21 protein-coding genes and 4 pseudogenes are annotated in these 24496 nt (G+C 52.1%); 13 read left to right on the top strand and 12 right to left on the bottom strand.

Translation table 11 applies throughout. From position 1 onward, the window contains the following. Positions 1 to 155: 155 nt before the first annotated feature. The 8 genes from DPRO_RS06380 to DPRO_RS06345 form a co-directional block, all read right to left on the bottom strand. Positions 156 to 1139: an ABC transporter permease gene (locus DPRO_RS06380; RefSeq protein WP_097011296.1), complete on the bottom strand. Its 984-nt coding sequence runs from the start codon at positions 1137 to 1139 to the stop codon at positions 156 to 158. Continuing rightward, complete coding sequence (locus DPRO_RS06375; protein ID WP_097011295.1) at positions 1139 to 2179, bottom strand: ABC transporter permease; 1041 nt, start codon at positions 2177 to 2179, stop codon at positions 1139 to 1141. Before DPRO_RS06375 ends, DPRO_RS06380 begins: the two co-directional genes overlap by 1 nt. Beyond that, positions 2176 to 3669 (bottom strand): ATP-binding cassette domain-containing protein, encoded by a 1494-nt coding sequence (locus DPRO_RS06370; protein ID WP_097011294.1) that lies wholly within the window; start codon positions 3667 to 3669, stop codon positions 2176 to 2178. The genes DPRO_RS06375 and DPRO_RS06370 overlap by 4 nt, the downstream gene beginning before the upstream one ends. 3 nt (positions 3670 to 3672) lie before the next feature. Next, positions 3673 to 4848 carry a BMP family lipoprotein gene (locus DPRO_RS06365; protein ID WP_173806755.1) on the bottom strand — a complete coding sequence of 392 codons (1176 nt, stop codon included), beginning with the start codon at positions 4846 to 4848 and terminating at the stop codon, positions 3673 to 3675. A gap of 224 nt (positions 4849 to 5072) precedes the next feature. Next, positions 5073 to 6335, bottom strand: coding sequence for a radical SAM protein (locus DPRO_RS06360; protein WP_097011293.1), 1263 nt, complete (start codon positions 6333 to 6335; stop codon positions 5073 to 5075). A 209-nt stretch (positions 6336 to 6544) separates the two neighbouring features. Next, a complete protein-coding gene (rpsI, locus tag DPRO_RS06355) occupies positions 6545 to 6934 on the bottom strand; it encodes a 30S ribosomal protein S9 (RefSeq protein ID WP_097011292.1) in 390 nt (129 codons plus the stop codon). 12 nt (positions 6935 to 6946) lie between these two features. Beyond that, entirely contained in the window at positions 6947 to 7375 is a 429-nt protein-coding gene (gene rplM, locus DPRO_RS06350; protein ID WP_097011291.1) for a 50S ribosomal protein L13, read from the bottom strand. A gap of 428 nt (positions 7376 to 7803) precedes the next feature. Next, entirely contained in the window at positions 7804 to 8871 is a 1068-nt protein-coding gene (locus DPRO_RS06345; RefSeq protein ID WP_097010253.1) for an IS5 family transposase, read from the bottom strand. Positions 8872 to 9591: 720 nt separating this feature from the next. Here DPRO_RS06345 and DPRO_RS06335 point away from each other — a divergent pair. Then, positions 9592 to 10194: an SLATT domain-containing protein gene (locus tag DPRO_RS06335; RefSeq protein WP_097011290.1), complete on the top strand. Its 603-nt coding sequence runs from the start codon at positions 9592 to 9594 to the stop codon at positions 10192 to 10194. A 515-nt stretch (positions 10195 to 10709) separates the two neighbouring features. After that, a pseudogene (locus DPRO_RS06330) lies at positions 10710 to 11135 on the top strand (IS1595 family transposase); the annotation flags it as partial. Between the two features lie 173 nt (positions 11136 to 11308). Here the strand turns inward: DPRO_RS06330 and DPRO_RS06325 are convergent. Next, a protein-coding gene (locus DPRO_RS06325; RefSeq protein WP_097010299.1) for an IS3 family transposase occupies positions 11309 to 12429 on the bottom strand; the annotation gives its coding sequence in 2 pieces (ribosomal slippage) (positions 11309 to 12153 and positions 12153 to 12429; 1122 coding nt in all). 72 nt (positions 12430 to 12501) lie between these two features. Between DPRO_RS06325 and DPRO_RS06320 the strand changes: the two are divergent. The 6 genes and pseudogenes from DPRO_RS06320 to DPRO_RS06295 all read left to right on the top strand — a co-directional run. Beyond that, positions 12502 to 12729 (top strand): annotated as a pseudogene (locus tag DPRO_RS06320) (transposase); the annotation flags it as partial. Positions 12730 to 12898: 169 nt separating this feature from the next. After that, positions 12899 to 13258 carry a hypothetical protein gene (locus tag DPRO_RS06315; RefSeq protein WP_097011289.1) on the top strand — a complete coding sequence of 120 codons (360 nt, stop codon included), beginning with the start codon at positions 12899 to 12901 and terminating at the stop codon, positions 13256 to 13258. Beyond that, complete coding sequence (locus DPRO_RS20715; protein ID WP_097011288.1) at positions 13255 to 13491, top strand: ABC-three component system middle component 6; 237 nt, start codon at positions 13255 to 13257, stop codon at positions 13489 to 13491. Before DPRO_RS06315 ends, DPRO_RS20715 begins: the two co-directional genes overlap by 4 nt. Then, on the top strand, positions 13482 to 15161 hold the full coding sequence (locus DPRO_RS06305; RefSeq protein ID WP_097011287.1) for a DUF2326 domain-containing protein: 1680 nt from the start codon (positions 13482 to 13484) through the stop codon (positions 15159 to 15161). Before DPRO_RS20715 ends, DPRO_RS06305 begins: the two co-directional genes overlap by 10 nt. Before the next feature lie 433 nt (positions 15162 to 15594). Continuing rightward, positions 15595 to 16757 (top strand): IS3 family transposase gene (locus tag DPRO_RS06300; protein WP_097010279.1). Its coding sequence is split into 2 segments (ribosomal slippage): positions 15595 to 15867 and positions 15870 to 16757, totalling 1161 coding nucleotides; the frame shifts between segments, so codons are not numbered across the junction. 75 nt (positions 16758 to 16832) lie between these two features. Next, positions 16833 to 17753: a hypothetical protein gene (locus DPRO_RS06295; protein ID WP_097011286.1), complete on the top strand. Its 921-nt coding sequence runs from the start codon at positions 16833 to 16835 to the stop codon at positions 17751 to 17753. 593 nt (positions 17754 to 18346) lie between these two features. On the opposite strand, the pseudogene DPRO_RS06290 reads toward DPRO_RS06295, so the two are convergent. The 3 genes and pseudogenes from DPRO_RS06290 to DPRO_RS06280 form a co-directional block, all read right to left on the bottom strand. Next, positions 18347 to 18736 (bottom strand): annotated as a pseudogene (locus DPRO_RS06290) (transposase); the annotation flags it as partial. Between the two features lie 168 nt (positions 18737 to 18904). Further along, positions 18905 to 20025 (bottom strand): IS3 family transposase gene (locus DPRO_RS06285; RefSeq protein ID WP_407681385.1). Its coding sequence is split into 2 segments (ribosomal slippage): positions 18905 to 19747 and positions 19750 to 20025, totalling 1119 coding nucleotides; the frame shifts between segments, so codons are not numbered across the junction. Positions 20026 to 20090: 65 nt separating this feature from the next. Then, a pseudogene (locus tag DPRO_RS06280) lies at positions 20091 to 20927 on the bottom strand (IS256 family transposase); the annotation flags it as partial. A gap of 160 nt (positions 20928 to 21087) precedes the next feature. Between DPRO_RS06280 and DPRO_RS06275 the strand changes: the two are divergent. The 5 genes from DPRO_RS06275 (at position 21088) to DPRO_RS06255 (ending at position 24495) form a co-directional block, all read left to right on the top strand. Further along, entirely contained in the window at positions 21088 to 21630 is a 543-nt protein-coding gene (locus tag DPRO_RS06275) for an ERF family protein (protein ID WP_197706497.1), read from the top strand. Then, the gene (locus DPRO_RS06270) at positions 21620 to 22837 is read left to right on the top strand and encodes a hypothetical protein (RefSeq protein ID WP_097011282.1); all 1218 of its coding nucleotides are present in this window, start codon (positions 21620 to 21622) and stop codon (positions 22835 to 22837) included. The genes DPRO_RS06275 and DPRO_RS06270 overlap by 11 nt, the downstream gene beginning before the upstream one ends. Positions 22838 to 22896: 59 nt before the next feature. Beyond that, positions 22897 to 23169 (top strand): CopG family ribbon-helix-helix protein, encoded by a 273-nt coding sequence (locus DPRO_RS06265; protein ID WP_097011281.1) that lies wholly within the window; start codon positions 22897 to 22899, stop codon positions 23167 to 23169. Next, positions 23160 to 23429 carry a type II toxin-antitoxin system RelE/ParE family toxin gene (locus DPRO_RS06260; protein ID WP_097011280.1) on the top strand — a complete coding sequence of 90 codons (270 nt, stop codon included), beginning with the start codon at positions 23160 to 23162 and terminating at the stop codon, positions 23427 to 23429. The genes DPRO_RS06265 and DPRO_RS06260 overlap by 10 nt, the downstream gene beginning before the upstream one ends. Positions 23430 to 23511: 82 nt before the next feature. Next, the gene (locus DPRO_RS06255; protein ID WP_097011279.1) at positions 23512 to 24495 is read left to right on the top strand and encodes an AAA family ATPase; all 984 of its coding nucleotides are present in this window, start codon (positions 23512 to 23514) and stop codon (positions 24493 to 24495) included. Position 24496: the final 1 nt, after the last annotated feature.

Below are 24496 nucleotides of genomic sequence, written 5' to 3'. Positions count from 1 at the left end.
TGATACTCAAGGCTCCCGGTTGGTTCCGGGGGCCTTTTTTTATGACGTATCAGATGTGTTGGGTTTATGGCCGGAGGATGCGGTGGGTAATGGACACAAAAAAAGCGCTGGCATATGGGCCAGCGCTTTTGAGTTGTTCGAGTTCGGTTCTGGAATCAAAGTCCCTTTTTGGGATCAAAGTCCTGACCGAGGGCGGCAGGTGCTTCCACGGACCATGCTCCAGTGAACTTGTTGAGGAACGGATGGCGTCGGACTATATCCTGAATCCAGCCCATTCTTCCCATGTTCACGGCCAAGAGCGTGAGGATCATCATGGGGAAGGGGGCGACCTGAAAGACGGGCGCGGGGATGGATGGGAAGATTTCCTGTAGATAGATGCCGGAAATCTGCAAACCGGCAAAGAAGAATGCACCAAGTGCTGCACGTACCGGATGCCAGCCGCCGAAAATAACGATGGCCAGTGCGATCCAGCCCGCTCCCTCGCAGCCCTGAGGGCGTCCCCAGCCCGGTTTGACGGCCAGTGAGAAGGCAGCCCCGGCCAGACCGACCAGCGCGCCTCCTGCGAGACAGTAGTACAGACGGACCAGTCGAACACGAATGCCTCGCCCAAAGGCGGCGCGTGGTGATTCACCTACGGCGCGCAGACGCATGCCGCCCTCAGTGCGATACATCCACCACCAGCATCCGAAGATGGTAGCCAGGGCGATGTAGACCACAGGGGATTGCGAGCTGAAAATGGGTCCCATAAGCGGGATTGGACCTATCCCCGGGATGTTCCACAGACCAAGGTCCGGTCCGGGCTGACGCGAAAATGAGTGGCCCAGAAAGTAGGCCAGATCGCGGGAAAGGAGCGTCAGGATAAAGCCGATAGCCAACTGCGATTGGCCGAGGTAGATGCCGATCAGGCCGAGCACTCCGGCAATGCCTGCGCCAACAGCCATGCCTCCGACAACACCGAGCCACGGGTTGTCAAAGGTGGTGGATATGGCGAACGCGGTCATTGCGGCCAGCAGGATCGAGCCGTCAAGGGACAGGTTGATGATACCGGCTTTCTCTGTGAGTGTTTCACCCAGCGTTGCGAGTACCAGCGGTGCGCCAGCCAGAAGAATGGCGGCAATGGTCAAACCAAAGGTTTCCATTAGTCAGCCTCCTTCCGTTGTTTGAGCCAGAGTCGGAGTCCTTGCACGATGAACAGCGAGAGGACCATGATGCCCTGAATAACGCCCGAGAGAGAAGAATCCAGTCCCATCTGAAGTGGCAACTGGATGGACCCGACGTTGAGTATGGCAAAAAATAAACAGATGAACGGTACCAGCGGCAGCCTGAATGATGCCATCATGCCGACCAACAGGGCAGTGTAGCCGTAGTTGGATGAAATGGCGGGCAGCAGTCGGTGGTAGACGCCAAGAACCTGCACGGCACCAGCCAATCCGGCAAATGCGCCACAGATCATGAAAGCCTGCAACAGGCGTCGGCGGGGGCCAAGAGAAAAGAGCGTCGCGGCCTTGGGGTTTTCACCCACGGCACGGAGTTTCAATCCCCATTCAGATCGGTACAGCAGGTAGTAAATGGCGAAAATAGCCGCAATTGCCACGGCGAGGCTGACCCAACTTACCGACAGCTTCCCCAGTCTGGGCAGCCATAAGGAAAAGTCCAGTGGCTGGGTGCCCGACATGGAAGCAACGCCGGGGCGTTTCCATGGACCGAAAATGAGCCAGAGGGTGACGCCAAGGGCCACAAAGTTCAGGCCGAGGCCGGAAAAAATTTCATGAACCCGCCCGAAAACACGGAGCATACCGGCCAGCAATGCCCAGAGAGCACCGCCAAGCATGGCAGCACCCATGGCAAGGGCTATTTCCATGGCCCCGCCATTATCAAAGGGACGCAAGGCAGCCGTGCAGAAGATGGCGCCCATGACAACCTGACCTTCGACACCGATGTTCCAGAGTCGAGCCGTGAAGGGGACCAGAAGGCCCACAGCACATAAGGTGAGCGGAACCCAACCAGCCAGCACGCGACCGATCTTGGACATGGAGCCCACGCCACCCTTGAAGAGCACATAAATGGTCTCCAGCGGTGGAGCGCCTGATGGCAGTGTGACCAGAACGGTCAGTACCAAAGCCAGACCGACGGCAGCTAACAGCCATCCAAGTTGCTGAAGGAAGGATTCACGGATCATGCTACGTCCTCCCCAATATATTTTTTCATGACTTCATCGTACGGTTTACCGGCCATGAGCGCGCCCACCACTTCCATGGTCGCGTGTTCTCTATCAACAATACCGGCGATGGCGCGATCATAGAAGACGATGACGCGGTGCGAGTGTTCAAGCACCTCGTCGAGATCGGGCGAGAAATAGATCAATGATGCACCGTCACGACAGCGGCCCTTGAGATGGTTCCAAACCTGCCTGGCCGACCCTGCATCAAGGCCGCGAGTGGGATGTTCCATGAGCAGCAGCTTGGCGTCATCAGGGATGAGTGAAAGCAGCAGCCGCTGCTGGTTGCCGCCGGACAACTCACTGGCATTGGTATCGGGATGGGCGCGGAGATTGAAGCATTCCACACATTGGGAATCATAAAACTCGGTCAGGTCGCCCTTGCGGTCAGGAAACGCGAGTTTGATGTGTTCCATGAGATTCAATTCGGGGAAGAGGGCCATTTCAAGCCGGTCAGCCGGGACGAACTGGACACCTGCTTTACGCAGGGTATTGAAATCGTTGCTGCGGTAATTGGTGTCGTCCAGGGTGATGGAGCCTCCTGGCATGCGATCAAGACCGCACAGGCCGCGCAGAAACAACTCCTGACCAGAACCGTCAAGACCAGCCAGACCGATACATTCACCCGGTTTCGCCGTAAAATTCATGGGGCCCATGGAATATTTCGGGCCAGCAAAATGCGTGTCTTCCATGACCAGTCGCGTCGTCTGCGGTTGCGCGGACAACTCGGGCAGATCGTCGATCGTGCCGTTGGCAGCTTCGCCGAACATCAGGTTGACCAGCCGTTTCTCGTCGTAGGGCGGTTCCATTGTGGAAACGAGCTTGCCCTGGCGCATGATGAAGATGGCATCGGCCATTTCGTATGCTTCGGATAATTTGTGGGTGACGAGAATGACGGTGTGCTGATCTTCGCGAGCCAGCTTCATGAGCAGATCAAACAGGTCCTGCTTCTGCTCAGGGGTGATGCCGGTGGTCGGTTCGTCGAGAATCAACGTGGTTGCGCCAAGGTCGAGCAGCCTGAGCAGTTCGAGCAACTGGCGTTCGCCGACGGTCAGGGATGATACCGGTTCATCAGGCAGGAAACAGGCGTCCAGTCGGAAGGACAACTCGCCGATGATGTCGATGACTTCCTTCTTGGATCGCTTGGGAGCGCCCAACTGGAAGTTTTCCCATACGGGCATGGCAGGAAAATCGAGGGGATCCTGATAGAGCATGCCAACGCCATATTCGCGGGCCAGTGCCGGTGTCAGGTAGGAAATTTCCTTGCCGCTCATGGTGAGCGTGCCGGATGTGGGACGGGTATGCCCGGCCAGCACGCGCATGAGCGTGGACTTGCCCGCGCCGTTTTCTCCGACGAGGGCGTAAATTCGGCCGGGTTCGAGGGTCAGGCTGATGCCGTCGTTGGCCCGAACCCGGCCGTAATGTTTATGTATGTCGTTGAGAACGATCATGATTTATTTGGGGCTGGACAGTCCCTTCATGCCTTCGAGCAACTGCTGCATGTACCAGATCTGCTTGTCGGTGGCGGTTTCGCCAGCCTTCAGGAACGGGGTGCCGTCCTGGTAGTTCAGAGGACCGGTGAAGAGGTTCAGGGAACCGTCGCCGAGCTTGGCAATGAACTTGTCCAGTTCCGCCTTGACCTCAGGGGTCATGCCTTCGCCGGGCATGAAGCCGATGGGAGACTTCTCGTGAGAGTTGATGTCGGCCCAGTAGGGGGACTTCAGGACAAAGGCAGGCTCATAAGTGCCGGCTTTGACCTGCTGTGCAAGCTCCAGCATGGGCGGACCCCAGTTGAAGTAAGGAACGCCGAGGCAAACTTCGCCCTGGCCTTCGCAAGCCTTTTCGTAGTCGTAAGGGAGAGCCCAGATGGTCTTGCCAGCTTCGCGACGCTGCTTGGCAACAGTGACAACCTCGGGGGTGTCGATGCCGGAGATCAGGACGTCGTAACCGGAATCATACAGGGAACCAGCTACCTGGGCAGGGTCAGCGGTAACGCCGGGGATGTTGAACCAGAAACCGATCCACTTGACGTTGAAGGTCAGATCCTTGGGATCTTTACCGCGGACTTCGGTCCAGGCGTACTTGGCGCCAAGGTAGGCAGCACCCATCAGGCGGCGGGTTTCCTCGTTGATGAGCGGACCAACCACACCGATCTTGCCGGTCTGGGAGGTCATGGCAGCGGTAAAACCGGCCATCATCTTGGAGTATTCCATGCGGCTGAACAGGTTACCGAGGTTCTCGGGAGCGGTGCCGGTCAGGGTGGAGTCGCCGGAGACGTGGACGAAGGTCTTGTCCGGGTGCATCATGGCGGCTTCGAGGATGCCGTCCTTCATGTCGTCGGAACCGGCGATGATCAGGTCAGCGCCTTTTTCAACCAGATCGTCAACGATCTGCGGGATGGTCAGGCCAGGACGATCGGCCGGGTTGACCTTGTCCAGAAAAATGAGCTTGGCGCCATCCATGTGCTTTTCCACATATTGGCCGCCTTCGTATTGTGCCTGGCTGTAGCCCTTATCGTTGTAAGGACCAACCAGAATCAGACCAATGGTAAAGTCTTTTGCCATGGCCAGGCCGGGCACCATGAGCAGTGCCATGAGCGCTGTGGCTATCAGGGTACGAAATTTCAACATCCTCTCCTCCGTGTAAATGGCTGGTTACCGATTGCGTGTGCGTTTGGCAGCCAAAAGTTCATTCGCCGCGACCCTGATTTACAGGGCCAAAAAAAATATGGCGAGAACCAAAAAATTTCGGTTCCCGTTAACCGCAGTATTCTTGGATTATCGATGAAGGTGTGTCAACTGATAGTATGCCTTATTTGCAGAAAACACGCCCTCAGCGACGCTCCTGATACAGACTACCCGAGATAGGGATTGAAATATCCGTATTCTATCCAGGGCAACGCTTTTTTCAGGCGCCGTTTGAAATTCATAAAACCCATGCTGGGTGAATGCCCAAACGGTCTCATGAGATCGAGGTAGAGTTCCGGATCGAGATTGAGATTGCGGAGCTGGATGAAGTCGTAGTGGCCCTTTTCCCCGAGCTCCACCAACGCATCGAATTCCTCTTCGGTGTCGGTAATGCCGGGGAAATAGAGCAGATTCAACGAAACATGCATGCCAACCTCATGCGCTTTGGCAATGGTCTCGCTGACATCTTCAAAGGAATACCCTTTGGGGCGATAGTAGGCTTCGTATGGACCCTTGCGAGCCGAGTTCAAGCTGACGCGGATGGAGTTGACCCCGGCGATCTTGAGCGCTGGCATGGCGGCGGGTTTGGATGCATTGGTATTGACGTTTACGGTGCCGGTGCCGCCGTCTGCACGATACGCTTTGACGGCATCGCAAATCAGTTCGGCTTCGGTCAGCGGCTCGCCTTCGCAGCCCTGTCCGAACGAAAAAATCGGACGTCGTTCACGGGATTCGTGGCGTTGCATGATCTGTACGATCTCTTCGGCGGTGGGCGTAAAGGAAATTCGGCACTGCGGAGAAGGAAACCCGGAATCTTCGGGTTGTTCGGATATGCATCCGACGCATCGTGCATTGCAGGTGCGTGCTGTGGGCAGCGGGCACTCGAAGCGACCAAGAGCAAGATTCTTCGCAGCAGGGCAACCGCTGGTAAGAGCGCAACCGGCCAGATGATTGACCAGTCGGTTCTCGGGCATGTCGCGTATGAGCTGTCGTGCTCCACCATCAACGCGGTCCTGCGGGATGTGGGTAAAAACCTGTCGTTTGTCCTGATCCACTTTTTTGGCGCAGACCCAGAACTTGCCGTTGGCGTAACCTATGGCTCCGTAGGAAAGCAGCGGCAGTATGGGCGCGTCTTCATCGGATTCGTAAGCGGACACGCCCGTTACGGTATGTCCGGGGCAGGCAAAAGCGGCAACCGCCAGTTCCTCCATTATTTCGGCCTGTCCTGTTTCGTCATTGTATCCCATGGCATGTCGTCCTGGGAGCATGAAAAATTCGGACTCCGGCGGCAGCGGGGTGATTTCATCAGGACGTGGCAGGCCAAACTCCTCTCCACGGCGAACCATGAGCAGGAGGTCTGGGTGATCGTATATTTCGCCGTCCGGTGTGGCGAACAGCATGCGCGGTTGTGGCTTCTTTTTTGATGACATAGGGGGGATATACTGGAAGTGAAGAGGTTTGTCCAAATCGGGATGGTTGTTATAATGGGACGATTTGGTGTCGATTTGGTGAGTCGGGGGCGTTGGGCAATCCCTGCTTTACATATGGGCCGAGAGTCAAGTGGTGAGCTGTAAACGGAAAAGGTCGGCACCCATATGGGCACCGACCTTTGATATCTCTTGCTTGACAGGTTCTCGGCTTAACGCTTGGAGAACTGGAAGCTGGCGCGTGCGCCGCGGAGACCGTACTTTTTACGCTCTTTCTTACGAGCATCGCGGGTCAGGAGACCGGCGGGCTTCAGAACAGCGCGGAGTTCAGGATCGATCTCGCAGAGTGCGCGGGCGATGCCGTGGCGCAGGGCTTCTGCCTGACCGGAAACGCCGCCGCCGCAGCAGTTGGCTTTGATGTCGTACTTGTCGAGCATCTTGACCAGCTTCAGAGGCTGCTGAACAACCATCTGCAGGGTTTTACGAGGGAAGTAGTCCTCGAAAGGACGACCGTTGACAGTGATCTGGCCGGTACCGGCGTACAGGCGGGTACGGGAGATCGCATTTTTACGTTTGCCAGTGGCGTAAGTGAAATCGCTCATAGTAATCCCCGATTAAAATTCCAGAGGTTTGGGAGCCTGGGCTGCGTGCGGGTGCTCGCTGCCAGCATAGACCTTCAGCTTCTTCAACTGCTGAGTGGCCAGCTTGTTCTTGGGCAGCATGCCCTTGACGGCGGCTGTGATGACATTCTCAGGCTTCTTGTCCAGCATCTCGCGCAGAGTCTTTTCCTTGAGACCGCCGGGATGGTTGGAGTGCTTGTAGTACATCTTGCTGTCGAGCTTCTGGCCGGTGACCTTGATTTTCTCGGCATTGATGACAACAATGAAATCACCCATGTCCATGTGGGGGGCGAATTCAGGTTTGTGCTTGCCGCGCAGACGAGTAGTGATCTCGGTGGCGAGGCGACCCAGGATTTTGTCCGTGGCGTCGACGATGAACCATTCGTGGTTCGCGTCTTCCGGCTTCGGGCTATATGTATTCATAAGAGTGCTCCTTAAAAAGCAAAAATAGTGGGCGGCAAACGCAGTTCACTTGCTTGCCAGCCTCTCGTGCATGACGTGTAACCTGCCGTAAACCATCAACAAACGTACACGAGCTAAATGTAACGGGGTAAGCCCGCGTAACGCCGGTGGACACGACTGGGAAGTGGTACTTACATAAAATCGGACCGGTCGACAAGGGTTTTCTTGCACTATACCTGGATTTCGTAGGCGTCACTTTTCTGGAAAAGAGTATTCACGAAAGTGCACAGTCCTCATCTTGTCGAGACCTCTGCGCATCCCCTTTTCGCGTCCGTGCCTTGCGCTCCGCACCCAATTTGATGTTCTGACCGCACCCCAGCTTGGGCTCATTCCCGGCCTTTTCCTGCCATTTCTGGCCGAAATGCCGGATTTTGGACGCACCTCTCCCTTCAGGCTCGCGCCAGTCGAACAGCTTTTTTCAAATTGAACGCCATGGCGAGGATGTGGAACTCTCCCTCCACCTTCTCACGACCCACGTATCGGGACCGAAAGAATGCGTAGCCACGTTTGAGTGTGCCGAAGGCCCGCTCGACTATTTGCCGAATGCTGCTGATGTCACGGTTGCGGGTCTTTTCGAAGTCTGTCAGCCTGCCGCCACGAGGCGTCTTGTCCATGGTTCCGTCCTCCAAATCGCGATCAAACAGAATGTCCCGGTTCTTCCCGCTGCAATAGCCCTTGTCCGCATAAACCCGTGCGCCGGGATCAAGGCCGACGCCATTCACGAGCCGCTCGAATTCGCCCGTGTCCGAATGGTTCGCGGGAGTGATGTGACCACAGAGCAGAAACCCGTCTCGACTGTCCGTCGCGGCATGGAGCTTGTAGCCGTAATAGGCCCGATTTCTCTTGCGGAGCCAGGCCGCCTCCTCGTCATCCGAATAGCTGACCCGGCAGTCCACCGGCCCATCCTGTTCTTCGGCGTCCTCGGAACGGTCCTCAGGCATCACGTCGATAACCTTGCGCGGCCGCCGCTGCGACTCGACTACCGAGGCGTCCACCACGGCTCCCTCACGGACAAGAAGCCCTTGTCCTTCAAGCTGGCGGTTAAGCATGTCGAGCAAGGAGTCCAGCACCTTCAGGCGGATCAAACCGTTACGGAAACGGCATATGGTGGTCTCGTCCGGCACGTCGTCCTCGATGGAAAAACCGGTAAATCTGACAAAGGAGAGCCGGTCGAGCAGCGCCTGCTCCACGCCCGGATCACTCAGGTTGTACCAACGCTGCAAGAGCAGAATCTTGAACATCGCCAGAGGCGGATAGGCGGGATTGCCCACGGCGTTGGCCTTGCGCCTGATCTTCTTGCACAGAAAGGCGTTGATGGGCTGCCAGTCGATGAGTTCGTTGATCTCATCCAGAAATGTGGTCTTGGTTCTGCGGTGCCCCAGGAAGTAATCACCCAACCGAGGTCCTTTCTGCCGAATAGCCATGCCTTCCTCCTTTGGATGGAGAAATAATAGCATAATAAATCAAATAGTTAAAGAGTAAAAGTGTGGGATTTGCCGTGCAGAGGTCTCAAAAAAGGCCATTTACATCGATGGAAAACGAAAGGACAAGCAGATCGGAGTAGAGAACATAAAAAGGGCTTTCCTTGAAGACCTCAACGTCAAGATCACTGGCGCAAAGTTTCAGACCAAAAGATACGGCTGGCTCCAGTATTTTTCAGAAATTAATGACAAAAAGATACCGTATCTCATTGATAATTTCGTGCGTGGTCAGTTCAAGCGGTGCTCGGTTTTCCAGGCGATTCCAGATGACCTAAAGAAAGCATCAAGAGCTTTTTATGAGCTTAAATTCAATTGGCGGGATTCAACCTACCTGCATGACTATGAGCTATCGGACTTCAAGGATAAACGTGCTTGGTTGACAAACCGAGGACTGGCCTTGGGACAATTCAGTAAGGACGAGATCGATAGACTATACGACTATCATGTTGGACGGTTTTTGAATCAAATCGAAAAGGATATGGGAGTTGACTACAGAATTTGAGGAGGGGGATCTCCACCAGAGAACCTGCGACAGCTTTAATGAGGTCGCGGCTAATCTAACCTACACGTTTAAGTACAGCTAACCGAACGGGCATGACCCTAGTAAGTACAAGAACCCCTGAGCATTGCTTTGGATGGTAAGTGCTTTAAGGTTTTTCCCCTCCTCATCCTTTTATCGACACAACGAGAGGCAATATGCGAAAGAAACTTGAAGCACTGTCCAACAGAGTGTGGAGCACTGAAAAATCACGCTACACTGCGGCTGAAAGATCAAGAAAGAAGCACCAAGCCCTTGTCTTTGCTATTTCATTCCTATCAATTTTCCAGGTAGTTATCGCAATATCAACAATTTGTGGGTATTACATCCCCTTTGTTGGTGAAAGTAAGTCAGAATACTTAACCTTGATGGCATCTGTAATCATTCTCGTGATCGCCAACCAAGATTCCTTGAGCAAACTACTAAGCCATTCAGACAGCTACCATAGATGTGCCAATAGGCTCCACAGGCTGCAACAGGCAATTGCTATTGAACTAGGCAATGAGGCTATTGACCAAGAAAAAGTTCAGGACTTTGCTGATCGATACTCTGAGATAATAGACTGCCATGACCTTAACCACCTGCCTGTAGATTACAGAAAAATGATCTCAGAATACCCAGATGACTTTTCCACAACTCGCTGCGCTAGAAACTATTATCGGCTGATGTACTTTATTAATATTTACATGCTCCCAACAGTATACTGCGCTGCTCCATTTGTGGTTGTCCTGATAGCAAAAAAAGTAATCTCAAATTCATAATAATTAGAGATTTTGACGAACTAATCTATAAGAGCGTATGGTCTGCACAAAACGCTCATGGTGCACAACGAAGAAGAGGTAACGCTTTGCTCGAACTGTTCAAACTATCTCTTAAGGCTGGTGGAGGATTAGGCACAATAGGTGCTGCCTTGTTCTATTTTGTGCACACTGAATTAATCAAGTCAGACTTATTTTCAAAGCTATCCCCAGATCAGGCATTCCAATACTGCCTATATTCATTGGGACTTGCAGCACTATGCTCGATCTCCCTCTTCTATATTCACTATAAGCAAAAGAACAGTCGAGGAGTACATGCCAGCAATGGGTCCATAGCTGTCAGTAATAGTGGTGACAATAGCACAATTAACATAGGGAATGCAGGACGGCGCGATGGTTCTAGACAATAAAAATATTTCCGCGTCGGATGACTCCGTAGCCTTCGCTAACTATGGAGATCACACAACAATTAATGTCGGGGCTGTACCAGATAACTCCTTTGGGTTATCGGTATGGCAATGCGAAAAAGTCGTTTGAGCAAGGACAAGCAGCTTCGTTTAATCGAACATTTTGTGGCTGGCACGACAGCTCGTTGCGCTGCCGATCTGGTTGGTGTGAACGTCAAAACAGCCGCCTATTACTTTCACCGGCTCCGGGAAATCATAGCGGTAGAAGAGTCCTGTGAAGGGATGGATTTTGGCGAATTTGAGGTCGATGAGAGCTACTTCGGTGGCAAGCGAAAGGGCAAAAGAGGACGTGGGGCGGCTGGTAAGGTTCCTGTTTTTGGAATCCTTAAAAGGGGCGGGAAGGTCTATACACAGGTGATTCCTGATGCGAAAGGTAAAACCTTGCTTCCCATTATTCAGGAAAGAATCCAGCCAGACAGTGTGGTTTACTCGGACTGCTGGTATGGCTACAATGTCCTTGATGTGTCAGCGTTCAAATGCGCCTCCCCCCATCCTTTGGACCACTGATCGGCCATTTTAAGGTGGAGTCCTGCGTCCGAGTTTGTGCCTCCGTGGAGGCGGTTCGCCGCAGCCGTTGTGGAGCGTAGCCCGTCCCCGCAGGGGCGGCCCGAAGGGCCGAGGGCGGAGCGGAGCAACGGCTGCGAGCCAAGTCAATGAACATTCAGGTTGCCTCTGTATACGGCAGCGGGAGTTCTTTTGTCCAACGACGAATGTCCGCGCTCTTCGTTGTAATACCGAAAATAGCGCGTAAGCCCATGGTATAGCTCGATTCCATCAGAATACGCCTTGGGGTAAACATCCTCGTATTTCACCGTCCACCACAACCGCTCGATAAATACGTTGTCGATTGCACGGCCTTTGCCGTCCATGCTGATTGCAATGCCCTTGCTCTGCAAAACGCCGGTAAATTCACGGCTCGTGAATTGCGCTCCCTGGTCCGTATTGAACATCTCTGGCGTGGAGATGCGCAATGCCTTGCTCAGTGCGTCCACGCAAAACGAACTGTCCATGGAATTTGACAGTTCCCAAGCCAATACGAATCGGCTCCACCAGTCAATCACTGCCACCAGATACAGAAAGCCGCGCTGCATGGGGATGTAGGTGATGTCAGCACTCCAGACTTGATTCTTTCGCTCAATGGCAACTCCTTTCAGCAGATAAGGAAACACGGGATGCTCCGGGTTGGGGACACTCGTATGCGGCCCTGGAGTAATCGCTTGCAAGCCCATCAGCTGCATCAGTCGCTCAACTCGCTTGTGGTTGATCTGATGGCCTTGTGTCTTCAGCCAATCCGTCATGCGCGGCGAGCCGTAATCCGGCTGACGCAGATACTGCTCGTCGATGAGACGCATCAAGGCCAAGTTCTCATCGGACTCGGCTGCAGGTTTGTAGTAAAACCCCGAGCGGGAAATGCCTGCCAACTTGCATTGCCGCCGGATGGAATACTCCCGATCCGGTTTGATCCACTGGCGGCGTACCTCAAGCGGCAGGCTTACAACTTTTTTTCAAGCCACTTGATATCCATCTTGAGCCGACCGATCTCCTCGAACAAAGGTGCGGTGACCTCCTCCTGGCTCTTGGCTTTCTTGCCACCGGAAAAGATTCCTTCGGCATTTTCAAGGAGCTGCCTTTTCCAGGTGGATATCTGGTTGGGATGCACTTTGTACTCCGCAGCCAACTGCGCCAACGTTTTCACGCCACGGATAGCTTCCAGCGCGACCTTGGCCTTGAACTTATCCGAATGCTTCCGTCTTTTGTTGCTCTTTGTCATACGTCCTTCCTTATCGGTTTAAGGACGCAGATTCCACTTTAACCGGTGGTCCGAATTTCGGGGGAAAGCGCAAAACACTTCCGAATCAACCACTCGAAGCTGTTTGCAGATAGCCACAACCACATCAATGGAATCGAGAATTTTTGGAACCAGGCCAAACGCCATATGAGGAAATTCAACGGCATTCCAACCAAGCATTTTTCTCTGTTTTTAAAGGAATGCGAGTGGCGTTTTAATAACAGCAATCCGCGAAGCCAGTTTAAACAACTGAAACAGTGGGTTAGAAGACATATGGGCTAGTTATCTGGTACAGCCCCTTAATGTCATTAAAAACGGCTGCGAAATCAATTCACTACTCAATCCACTAATTGCAGAAATCGTCAACAAGCACTCTCTCGACTACTCATCTTCTGCCAAACACACCCTCCCTCCAGAAACAGAAGAAAAAATTGAATATAACACCGTAAAGGTGTTTGCTGAAGAAATTCGTGAAAATGCTGGCTATATGGTGCTCGTCGAAGAAGCTATCAACAACCTTGATGACCTGACACCAAACGCAAAAGACACTTTTCTTTGGGCTATTAGCCAAAAGTATTCTCAGATCAGAAAAGAACTCTTCCTCCAAAACTCAACAGACCCCAGCGACATCGAAGCTAGGCAAGAGCTTATTTCTAGCAATGCCGACAAAATTCTACATGCTGTATCAGAAGAAATCGAATCGACCTCCTCTCAGCTTAACTACCCTGTAGAATTGAAAAAAGTTGCTCGGGAATTAATCGTTATCTATGGTTTTATTAACTGCAAGATTCTAGAGAAGCCTCCAGTATGATTATATACAATACTCAGTCGCCACAAAAAGCATTGTATCTAGTCGGTGCAAACATACTGGCTACAGTTCAAAAACACAAAATCTCCGAATCTAGCGTACAGAGGCTTCATGAGAAGTATAATGAAGCATACGATAGCATCTCGTTCTCATATTTTATGTATGCACTCGACTGGCTCTTCCTTTTGGGAAGTATTTCTATGAACAATAACGGACATATCCAGATATGCAGCTAATTAAGTTCCAGTTGTTTAGCGGTGACAAGCTAATCCGAGACATTCCTTTCAAGAAAGGACTAAACATCATCACCAACCAAGATGCTGCTGGAAATCAGATTGGGAAAAGCACAGCATTGCGTGCCATTGATTTTTGCCTTGGTGGTGACATCCATCAGCTTTGGACAGACCCTGAGACAAAAGCGGCAAACAAGGATGTAAAGCAATTTTTGACATCTGGAAATGTAGTCTTTCATTTAGTGGTTTCCATCAACGGCTATCAAAGCACGATAACCCGCTGTGCAACTCTAAAAGGACGGCAGATTAGAATCCTTAGCACCATTGATGGGACTGAATACACGACTGACACATCTTTTCAGCAAGTGCTACCGTCAACACTTGGCCACACTGTGGCACGTCCAACATTCAAACAAATTAAAAGACGTTTTTTTAGAGTTTTCAAAAAGAGCTCAAACCAAACACTCAAATACCTTCATTCATACACATCCGACGACGAATACCGTTTCGTCAACTTATACCTTTTCGGATTTGACGGTGAGGACAAACTCCAAAAAGAGTACAAGCTTAATAAACGCCTTTCAGACATTCAAAGCCGCCGGAAAGCTATACTCAACGCACGCCACCTCGCCCATTATGAAAAGCAACTCGCTAGCATAGACAAAGAGATTCAAATCCTTTCAGAGAAAGAAGAAGCGATTGATATCACTGGCGTTCAAGAATCTGTAATCCAAAAATTACAAGAGGTACGGTCGAAAATTGCCAACCTTTCATCCAGTGTCTCTTACCTAGAAATCAGATTAGTCTACTACAAAAAAACCATTGATGAATACGAAAACAAAGTCCAACAAGTAGACACACAGACTATAAGAAATATTTATGAAGAGGCCAAAGCTCTCATCCCAGACCTGTCAAAATCATTTGAAGAGACTGTCGCCTTTCACAATTCGATGCTTGAAAGCAAAGCCCGCTATGTAAAGGACCAAGTCGAAAAAATTGAAAAAGAACTTACGACTCAGCGACTCGAGCTAAGAGCACACCTAAAAAACGAGGAGAGACTGGTAAAAGAGGTCGCAGCAGCAGGTCAACTAGATGGCTTCATCTTGATCGAAAAAGCAATCCAAGAACAGCGAGAAAAACGGGGACAAGTTAATTTTGTAGTACTAGAAGTCAAACGTATTGATTCAGAATCAGAGCATCTCGATAGTGAACTGAAAAGGCTTCGAGCAATCAATGAAGAACTTGAGAACTCATTTAACAACAAGATTGCAGTCTTCAACAAGGAGTACACACCCCTTGCCCAAAATGTTTTTGGTGTCCCCCTCAAGCTTGAAAAGGAATCCAGTGATGACGGAAAAATCACTTTCAGTATTCAAAAGGAAGATGAAATTTCAGGTGATGGCGCACCTCGCGCCGCTGCAATGACTTTTGAGTTAGCGTTGGTGAAATACTCACAAGAAACAAACTCAAAACTTCCGCAATTCACAATGCAGGACTACATCGAAGCCGTTGATGACGACAAGATCGAAAAGCTTTTTAACTTTGCAAACAAGAACAAAGCGCAAACAATCGTGGCGGTTCTAAGCTACAAACTACATCCCTTAGGCGAAAAATTCTGTGACTCAAATACTGTTTTGACTCTTTCACAGGCTGACAAATTCTTCAAAGTATAGCATCTCGCAAGACAAGCAGTTTATTGCATTCATATGAACAGAAAAGAGTACTTTGAATCACCCGAAGGACAACGTCACCTGTTCGCCAAAAGGCGCAGAAGACGTCTTATGTTCACTTGGGACCTCGAACCCCGAAGACACGGGAAAATCAAAAGAAAACAAAAAATAGATTTCGTTAATCATTTGGTCCAGGAGATGACTGACCGAACTAGGAAAGCATACAGATCAAACTTAGCATTAAGCATAAATATTGACGTTTCATCCCAAAACCCACCGTCAATTGAAAAAATCCCTAAAGGGTATATCGACCTGTTGCATCAAAAATACCATCAGGATGATCCTTCTCTCTTGCCTCAAGGTGACAGGGAGAAGTGGCCTCGGAAAACTGGACCACTCGATAAGGTGGACATAAACTGCCCGAAGGAGGCAATTCATGTCCAAGACGAGAAAACGTTTCAGCGCGGAATTCAAAGCCCGAGTCGCCCTGGATGCCCTGTCCGGGGAACACACCCTGTCGGAACTCGCCAGCAAGTACGGCGTACACCCCAATCAGGTTTCCCAGTGGAAGAAGCAGGCCAAGGAAGGGATCGTGGCGTCCTTTTCAGGCAAGGCCGTCGGCCGTCAGGATAACGGGGCCCAGATCAAGGAGCTTCACGCCAAGATTGGCCAGCTCACGGTGGAGAAGGATTTTTTGCAACAAGCCTTCGCCAAAATTTGAGCTGTGAGCGAAGGCGAGAGGTGGTCGACAAGACTCACCCCGAGCTCAGTATCCGGCGGCAATGCCGAATTCTCAAGCTGTACCGATCGACGTACTACTACGAACCGATCGGCGAATCTCCGGCCAACCTGGCCCTTATGCGCCGAATCGATGAGTTGTTTATGGAGCTGCCGTTTTTCGGTTCCAGACAGATGCGTAATACCCTACGAGACGAAGGGCAAAGGGTCGGTCGTGAACGGGTACGACGTCTGATGCGTAAAATGGGCCTGATGGCGATTTACCAAAAGCCAAAGACAAGCCATCCGCATCCGCAACATAAGACGTATCCGTATTTGCTGCGGCACAAGGCGATTACGAAGCCCAATCAGGTTTGGTGTGCCGACATCACGTATATCCCCATGACACGCGGCTTCTTATACCTTGTGGCGGTCATGGACTGGCACAGTCGGGCCGTCCTGTCGTGGAGGCTCTCAAACACGATGGATGCTGATTTCTGCGTGTCTGCCTTGGAAGAAGCCCTGAATCGTTATGGGGTGCCGGAAATCTTCAACACCGACCAGGGATCACAGTTCACCAGCTACGAGTTCACACGGACGCTCAGAGAGGCTGGAATTCGTATCTCCATGGACGGTCGAGGCCGATGGATGGATAATGTGATGATCGAGCGTCTGTGGCGTTCGTTGAAATATGAATGTGCTTACCTGCGTGAGATGGGAACCGGAAGCGAACTGCGGCAAGCCTTGGCTTGGTGGTTCGATTTCTACAACAATCGACGTCCGCATTTTGCTTTTGACGGCAAGAAGCCGATGGAGATATATCAGAACCGTTCCAGGCCAGAGGGGGTACCCCCTCTGGCCTGGAACGAAAGAGCGGCGTAGCTCGTAAACGTGTCCACCTTAAAATCGTCGCTCAGTGGTCCGAAGAACCGAGGCCACTTCTGGGGTCGGCTGCTGATGAAAGACGACTCCCAAATAAAATTTCTAAGTGTCAACTTCTACTTTTTAAAAGAAGTGGACCCAGTTAAGCACATGAAACCTTGCTTACGACTCAAGGTTGATAAGCTTGACCACCTAGTCCAGGACTTAGCCCTATTAAACAATTTGTCCCCCCACCACCTAGATGAAGGCAATAGGTATCATCAAGAGCATGATTCCTCTTTTGATCCAGCAGATTATGATGGTGTGTTAGGAGACAAAGCAATCGCTGCGATGCAATACATGAGCGACAGCCAAAGACAAGAAGACCTCTTGGGAGTTATCGACTTCAATTTCGGCATGTTTGAAACGTTGATGTCCGGCTATGAAACTCATGAAGATTATTTGAAAAACTTAAAACAGGAACTTTACAAGATTCACCGCAGGCAAATCCTCGGTTTGCCGAGCTGTGTAGCACTGGGTTCTCCACCGTTGAAGCAAGGTGATTCCTCAGACTTCAAAGAACGGATTGAACAAAAGTTAAAAAAACAGATGGCAAAATACAGGCTTCAGAAGCCTCTTCTGCACCCTATAAGCTGCACAATAATTGTCATACAACCAGATGAAACCCAATACGCTGGAAAACAGAAGGATATTGACAATTACGCCTTCCATTTCATTTTGCCTACTGTCCACCAAGAACTTGCCCCACTCACCACTCTTGGCGGCATATTCAATGACACTTATCTGCATTCTGAGGACTTTGAAGGCTTTCCACCACAAAAGGGGCTACCAAAGAGCGTATTGCAATATACTATTATTGAGATTCCTCGACTGAACGACGACCCTAAAGAAGGTTCGGTGTTTATGTTTTTAGGAAAAGGTAGATTCCATGAATGCTATTGGAAAGAACTAGACCACAAGATTGATAAAGCCCTAGAAGGCGATGGACTATACTAAATCTGAGCCTCATCCTTCAAAAACCTGACCCATCCCACTTCTCAAGCAAATCCAAGAGGATAAGCGCATATAGCCGGAAGCCGCGACAAAATCGCACATTCCAACCCTGCGCGATTACTACCTAAAAATAAAAATGTGTCCGATGGATGTGTCCGATGTTTTTCGGACCAGAAAATAGAACAAGGATCTTAACCTAAACGATTAAGATCCTTGTTCTTTACTGGCGGAGCCGAAGGGACTCGAACCCTCGGCCTCCGGCGTGACAGAGCGCCAGCCGTTACCTGCTTTTCAAAAAAATACAGATATATATCACCTCCATGAGAGCTAGTTCTTTTTAGCTTCGGTTTGACCAACTACCCCAGTGTCGCATCTCGCGACACTGGGGTTTTATCTTTTCGAGGAGGTAATCATGAATTCCCAAATGAGTTCACCAGAAATTACGGAATTGGCGGAGGCGATGATTCAAGTGCAGCAGACTCTTTCTCCTGCGCTCAAGGATGCAGAGAACACTTTCACCAATAGTCGGAGTTGTGTCCCGTCAAGTGGTGTAATTCCGTCTTAGCTCCCAGGGTTACTACCTTCCTTTCGATCCCCTACGCGGCCTCTTCCAGGCCCAGCTCCCCCCGCGGGGGGAGCTGGGGCCGGGCGGCGTTGAGTTTGGCCATTGAGGCTTCGCTGATATAGCGCCGGGCCTCCATCCACTCCTCGTTCTCTTCGATCAGTACGGCGCCAACCAGGCGCTCCAGCGACCTCTCGTCAGGGAAGATGCTGACCACTCGGGTGCGGGCCTTGATTGTCCGCATGAGGCGCTCCAGCATATTCGTGGAGTACAGTTTGCGCCAATGCTCTGGTGGAAACGCCATGTAGGTCAGCACCTCGTCCTCAGCCTCCTCCACGAGCTTTGCCACGTCTGGAAATTTAGGCTCAAGCGCATCGACCACATTGCGCAGTTCCCTACGGGCCTCTTCCAGGGTGGGCTGCGCCTCCCCCCATCCTTTGGACCACTGATCGGTCTTTTTAAGGTGGAGCCCGGCGTCCGAGTTTGTGCCTCCGAGGAGGCGGGTCGCCATAGCCGTTGTGGAGCGTAGCCCGTCCCCGTAGGGGCGGCCCGAAGGGCCGAGGGCGGAGCGGAGCAACGGCTACGAGCCAAGTCAATGAACATTCAAGTTGCCCCTGTATACGTCAGCGGGAGTTCTTTTGTCCAACGACGAATGACCGCGCTCCTCGTTGTAGTACCGAAAATAGCGCGTAAGCCCATGGTATAGCTCGATCCCATCACAGTACGCCCTGGGGTAAATATCCTCATATTTCACCGTCCACCACAGCCGCTCAATGAAGACGTTGTCGATTGCGCGACCTTTGCCGTCCATGCTGATTGCAATTCCCTTGCTCTGCAGAACTCCGGTAAATTCACGACTCGTGAACTGCGCTCCCTGGTCCGTGTTGAACACCTCCGGCGTAGAGATGCGCAAAGCCTTGTTGAGCGCATCCACGCAGAAAGAACTATCCATCGAGTTCGATAGCTCCCAAGCCAGCACGAAGCGGCTCCACCAGTCTATCACTGCCACCAGGTACAGAAAGCCGCGCTGCATGGGGATGTAGGTGATATCAGCGCTCCAGACTTGATTTTTTCGTTCAATGGCAACTCCTTTCAGCAGATAAGGAAACACGGGATGCTCCGGGTTGGGGACACTCGTATGCGGCCCTGGAGTAATGGCCTGCAAGCCCATCATCTGCATCAGTCGCTCAACCCGCTTGTGGTTGACCTGATGCCCTTGTGTCCTCAGCCAATCTGTCATGCGCGGCGAGCCGTAATCAGGCTGACGCAGGTACTGCTCGTCGATCAGACGCATCAGGGCCAAATTTTCATCGGATTCGGCTACAGGCTTGTAGTAAAATCCCGAACGGGAAATGCCTGCCAACTTGCATTGCCGCCGGATGGAATACTCCCGATCTGGTTTGATCCACTGGCGGCGCACCTCAAGCGGCAGGCTTACAACTTTTTTTCAAGCCACTTGATGTCCATCTTGAGCCGACCGATCTCCTCAAATAACGGTGCGGTTATCTCCTCCTGGCTTTTGGCTTTCTTGCCACTGGAAAAGATGTCATCGACATTCTCAAGGAGCTGCCGCTTCCACGTGGAAATCTGATTGGGGTGCACTTTGTACTCCGCAGCCAGTTGCGCAAGCGTCTTCACGCCACGAATCGCCTCAAGTGCGACCTTGGCCTTAAACTTGTCCGAATGTTTCCGTCTTTTGCTGCTCTTTGTCATGCGTCCTTCCTTATCGGTTTAAGGACGCTGACTCCACCTTAACCGGTGGTCCGAATTTCGGGGGAAAGCGCAGGCTGGGCGAAAATGGTCTTGAGCAACGCGGACACCATTGGCTGATAGCGCTTGGAAACATGAGCCAGCATGGAGCGCATGAAGTGAACGCGGCAACGCTGCCAGCTTGTTCCGGAAAAAACTTCGGTGATGGCCCGCTTCAAACCTTCATGGGCATCACTGACTATCAGTCGGACGCCCTGCAACCCACGGCTGGTCAGATCCTGCAGGAAATCCCGCCACAGGAGATAGCGTTCTCCCATCGTGGGCTCCACTCCAAGCACCTCACGGTGGCCGTCCATGCGTACGCCAACGGCCACCAGCACCGCCATGCTTGTCACGCGGCCTTCCCGGCGGACCTTCTCGTAGCGTGCATCCACAAACACATACGGGAACTCGCCCTCCAGGGGGCGGGACTTGAACGCCAAAACCTCAGCCTCGATGTCCTGGACCATGCGCGAAACGAAATTCTTGTCCATCCGCTCGATGCCCATCTGCTGGCACAATCGTTCCACACGGCGCGTGGACACGCCTTGGACGTAGGCTTCCTTGATAACGCCGATCAGGGCCTTCTCGGAGCGCCTGCGGGGTTCCAGGAACGTCGGAAAATACGACCCCTCGCGGAGCTTCGGGATGTGCAGATCAATGTCGCCGACTCGGGTCGTCCACTGACGCTCCCGGTAGCCATTGCGGTGCGTGTTCCGCTCCGCCTTTCGTTCGCCGTAGCCGGCTCCAGCTATTGCGCTCACCTCAGCCTCCATCACTTCGTGCACGATCGCCGTGACCATCTCACGCAGCCAGTCGCCGTGGGACTCGACGAAAATCTTGTCGAACCCGTCCCGACCTGTCATTCTCTTCTCAGGCATGCCGTTCGTTCCTCCTTCGGGCTTGTTTTAGCTACAAAACCCTATGGAACGAACGGCGGCCTCTTTCAAGACCTTGAGGCTTTACCCCCAATTACACCACGTCGTGGGACACTACCATAGTCGGTATGCAACGCTTCATTCTGTCATGAATGCCTGCAGTGATGCTCTGCTTCAGCACGGCATCTGGCTGACCCAGTACCCGGTATCGGTCGAGGCGAACCAGCTTGGGCTGGTGACCAAAATCGTCCATGCTGAGACAGGACAATGGCAGGCATCATTGTTAACCATGCCGCTGCCGAAGAATGATCCCCAAGGATATGGCTCGGCCATGACCTATGCTCGTCGATATGGATTGTCGGCTTTGATAGGGATTGTGACCGAAAGTGATGATGATGGCGAAATGGCATCTCATCAAAGAGAATCGTACAACTCCTCATTTTCACCCCGTAGCCACGGGATGAATTCGGACGATTCACAGCCGAAATCGGTTGCCGTGGGTAGTGGTACTGGTATGGTTAATCTGCCTCGTCTTGATGGCGTACAGTATCGAAAAGGTACAGCCAGTGACGGCAAGCAATGCGTGCTTGCGACCGGTGATACCCACGCGAAGAAAGAATTCCTGCGTAAAGCCGGATTCCGCTGGGATGGCAATCGTAAGGTCTGGTGGAGGTATGCCGATGCAGCCTGATACAATCAAAGCACAGGAGCTGATGCGGCTGCTGACACAAGGCCTTCTGGCCCACGCCGAGGAGAAGACCGCCAGTGAACTTGGAAACCGCAGCCAGTACATCGGCATGTCAGACATCGGCAAGGGGGTGGAGTGTATGCGGGCAGCCGTTGCGAGTAAGCTCGGCATATCCGCTATTCCCGCCACAACCGACGTGGGGGAACTTGCCCATGAGGATCTGGTCCGTGTTCTTGGGCGACAGATCATCCTGCAGCGTGGTCACTGGCAGGAGTATGGCATTGAGAAGGCTCTCACAGCTACCGGCGTGAAGCTGGTGCCGCAGCTTGAGATCTCTATCGAGCACAATGGCGTGACTATCAAGGCTCACCTTGACTTCACCCTGGTTTGGGGTGGGAAACGACCTGCTGTCCGGATTTTGGAACTCAAGAGCAATGGGCGCATTCCGGAGTCACTTTATGCGTCGTACGAAGCGCAGCTCTATGGCCAGGTTGGACTGCTTAAGTCCTGCTGGGCACAGCCGTGCTTTTCAGTTCCACAGACGGATTTACGGCAAGTCACATTCCCGCAAGCCATAAAGAAAATGTTCGGCGTGGACCTTCCCGAGTCATCGGATAACGTGGATGTCGAGGCTTGGGTTCTTTCAATCTCCATGTCCGAAGTGAAACCGTTCGGGCCATACTTGCCGGATATGGATATGCTTGAGGCATGTATGCAAACGGCTGTGGCAATCTGGCGGGCGGCGGAAGATGTGCGAGCAGGCAACCTGGGGTTGAGTGATCTGGATTACTGCCGGGGCTTTCATCCCTTATGTGACTGGTGCGATGTCAACGGGGACTGTCCCAAGTTTCAGGCCGCGAGCATCCCCTCGGATTCCGCTTGCGGCTTGGAGTTGGAAGAACTTGCAATGCTCAAGGAAAGAAAGGCCGTCTTGGAAGAACGCATCACAGATGCTGAAGAACGTATCCGGCAGACGTACAGTTTGATCGGAACACAGGACTGGATCTCGACCGGCGCCCACCGTTTCCGGGTCACAACCGTAGCTGGTCGAAAGACGCTGGATCGCTCGCCGGTGGTGGATAAGTTGGCCTCATTGATCGGCGATGAGCTCAAGGTCCAAACCGCTTTGGAGCAATGTGAAAAGGAGGGAAAGCCGCATGATCGGCTGTACATCGGCAAGATCAACAAACCATTGAAGTTAGCAGCCTGAGTAAAAAAGGTTTACACTTCACCCCCTGTGGCATAATGTAGCTACAGATTGGAGGAGCAATGCAAGAAACAATTCGGGCGAGGGTCGATACCGCCCTCAAGAACAAGTTTGAAGCCATAGCCAAACGCGAAGGCAAAAATTCAAGTCATCTCCTGCGGGAGTTCATGGCTGACTTTGTGGCCGAGCATGAGGAGCAGGCGAAACGTCGCGAAGAAACTCTGTTGGCCATCGAAAGCATAGAGGCTGGGAGGTTCGTCGAAGGCGACGAGGTCTTTGCTTGGATGGACAGCTGGGGAACTGAAGCAGAAACGGATGCTCCGGAATGCGAATAAGGTTCTCGCCCGAGTCCGTTCAGGACTTGAAACGGCTCCACGACTTCCTGGCCAAGCATGACGTTGAGACAGCCAGCACGACTGTGCTCAACCTGAAGGCTGCCATCAACCGATTTATTGAAATGCCCCGTATCGGGCGACCTCTTGAGGATATCGAAAACGTCCGTGAATTCGTATTTGGTCGCTATGTAGTGCGCTACCTCGTGAAAGACGAGTCTGTGTATATTTTACGACTTTGGCATTCGAAAGAATCAAGATAACCGTTAAAAAAAATACAATTAAACCAAGCCCCGGATCTGCGCAAGCAGGTTCGGGGTTTTCTCGTTTCCAAAGGAGAAAAGCATGACTGATATTCTCAAGGAACTGCAATCTTTGCAGCCAATCGATCATGACGCCGGTGAAATTTTCAGTGGCAAGAAGTCCAAACGCAAGGTCCGTGGATTTGCGTCCGCATCTTCGTTCACCCCTGACCTTAACTCTGAGTACCTGTTCCATGATTCCAGCCGAGACGCGGTCGTGTGGTTCATGGATTCGTCCGACCCGCTCTATGTGTTCGGCCCTGCTGGCAGTGGAAAGACCAGCCTTATCAAACAGCTTGCCGCCAAGCTCAATTACCCCGTCTTCGACATCACCGGACATGGGCGACTGGAGTTCCCGGATATGGTCGGCCATCTGACCGTGGAAGACTCGAACATGAGTTTTCAGTACGGGCCATTGGCCCTGGCTATGAAATTCGGAGGGCTCTTCCTCCTCAACGAGATCGACCTGCTCGACCCGGCGACTGCTGCTGGCCTCAACGGAATTCTGGACAGCGATCCGCTGTGCATCGCTGAGAATGGAGGTGAAGTGATAAAACCCCATCCATTGTTCCGATTTGCAGCCACAGCCAACACTAATGGAGGGACGGATGAAACCGGTCTCTATCAAGGCACACTTCGGCAGAACCTGGCTTTCATGGACCGCTTTTGGCTCTGTAAAATTGGCTATCCCAAGCCTAAAGATGAGCGAGAACTGCTACACCGAAAAGCTCCCAAACTCCCGAAAGAAGTACGGACCAAGATGGTTGAATTTGCCAATGAGATTCGCAAACTTTTCATGGGTGAAGCTGATGGCAATTACCGTGACACCATTGAAGTGACGTTCTCGACCCGTACCCTCATTCGGTGGGCAGACCTCACTGTCCGATTTCAACCTCTCGCAAGGCAAGGCATTCAGCCTGTGACTTACGCGCTTGATCGCGCTCTTGGCTATCGTGCAAGTTCCGAAACCCGGACCATTCTGCACGAACTGGCTCAACGCATATTCCCACAAGAAAACAAGGAGTAAT

It is taken from the genome of Pseudodesulfovibrio profundus, from assembly GCF_900217235.1.
Lineage (GTDB): Bacteria > Desulfobacterota > Desulfovibrionia > Desulfovibrionales > Desulfovibrionaceae > Pseudodesulfovibrio > Pseudodesulfovibrio profundus.
This window is presented reverse-complemented; position numbering and strand designations above follow the sequence as displayed.

What these genes read in the sequence shown, in the direction of transcription:
- DPRO_RS06380 (WP_097011296.1), bottom strand. Translation starts at nt 1,139, where the DNA reads ATGGAAACCTTTGGTTTGACCATTGCCGCCATTCTTCTGGCTGGCGCA.
- DPRO_RS06375 (WP_097011295.1), bottom strand. Translation starts at nt 2,179, where the DNA reads ATGATCCGTGAATCCTTCCTTCAGCAACTTGGATGGCTGTTAGCTGCC.
- DPRO_RS06370 (WP_097011294.1), bottom strand. Translation starts at nt 3,669, where the DNA reads ATGATCGTTCTCAACGACATACATAAACATTACGGCCGGGTTCGGGCC.
- DPRO_RS06365 (WP_173806755.1), bottom strand. Translation starts at nt 4,848, where the DNA reads ATGTTGAAATTTCGTACCCTGATAGCCACAGCGCTCATGGCACTGCTC.
- DPRO_RS06360 (WP_097011293.1), bottom strand. Translation starts at nt 6,335, where the DNA reads ATGTCATCAAAAAAGAAGCCACAACCGCGCATGCTGTTCGCCACACCG.
- rpsI (WP_097011292.1), bottom strand. Translation starts at nt 6,934, where the DNA reads ATGAGCGATTTCACTTACGCCACTGGCAAACGTAAAAATGCGATCTCC.
- rplM (WP_097011291.1), bottom strand. Translation starts at nt 7,375, where the DNA reads ATGAATACATATAGCCCGAAGCCGGAAGACGCGAACCACGAATGGTTC.
- DPRO_RS06345 (WP_097010253.1), bottom strand. Translation starts at nt 8,871, where the DNA reads ATGCTATTATTTCTCCATCCAAAGGAGGAAGGCATGGCTATTCGGCAG.
- DPRO_RS06335 (WP_097011290.1), top strand. Translation starts at nt 9,592, where the DNA reads ATGCGAAAGAAACTTGAAGCACTGTCCAACAGAGTGTGGAGCACTGAA.
- DPRO_RS20715 (WP_097011288.1), top strand. Translation starts at nt 13,255, where the DNA reads ATGATTATATACAATACTCAGTCGCCACAAAAAGCATTGTATCTAGTC.
- DPRO_RS06305 (WP_097011287.1), top strand. Translation starts at nt 13,482, where the DNA reads ATGCAGCTAATTAAGTTCCAGTTGTTTAGCGGTGACAAGCTAATCCGA.
- DPRO_RS06295 (WP_097011286.1), top strand. Translation starts at nt 16,833, where the DNA reads ATGAAAGACGACTCCCAAATAAAATTTCTAAGTGTCAACTTCTACTTT.
- DPRO_RS06275 (WP_197706497.1), top strand. Translation starts at nt 21,088, where the DNA reads ATGAATGCCTGCAGTGATGCTCTGCTTCAGCACGGCATCTGGCTGACC.
- DPRO_RS06270 (WP_097011282.1), top strand. Translation starts at nt 21,620, where the DNA reads ATGCAGCCTGATACAATCAAAGCACAGGAGCTGATGCGGCTGCTGACA.
- DPRO_RS06265 (WP_097011281.1), top strand. Translation starts at nt 22,897, where the DNA reads ATGCAAGAAACAATTCGGGCGAGGGTCGATACCGCCCTCAAGAACAAG.
- DPRO_RS06260 (WP_097011280.1), top strand. Translation starts at nt 23,160, where the DNA reads ATGCGAATAAGGTTCTCGCCCGAGTCCGTTCAGGACTTGAAACGGCTC.
- DPRO_RS06255 (WP_097011279.1), top strand. Translation starts at nt 23,512, where the DNA reads ATGACTGATATTCTCAAGGAACTGCAATCTTTGCAGCCAATCGATCAT.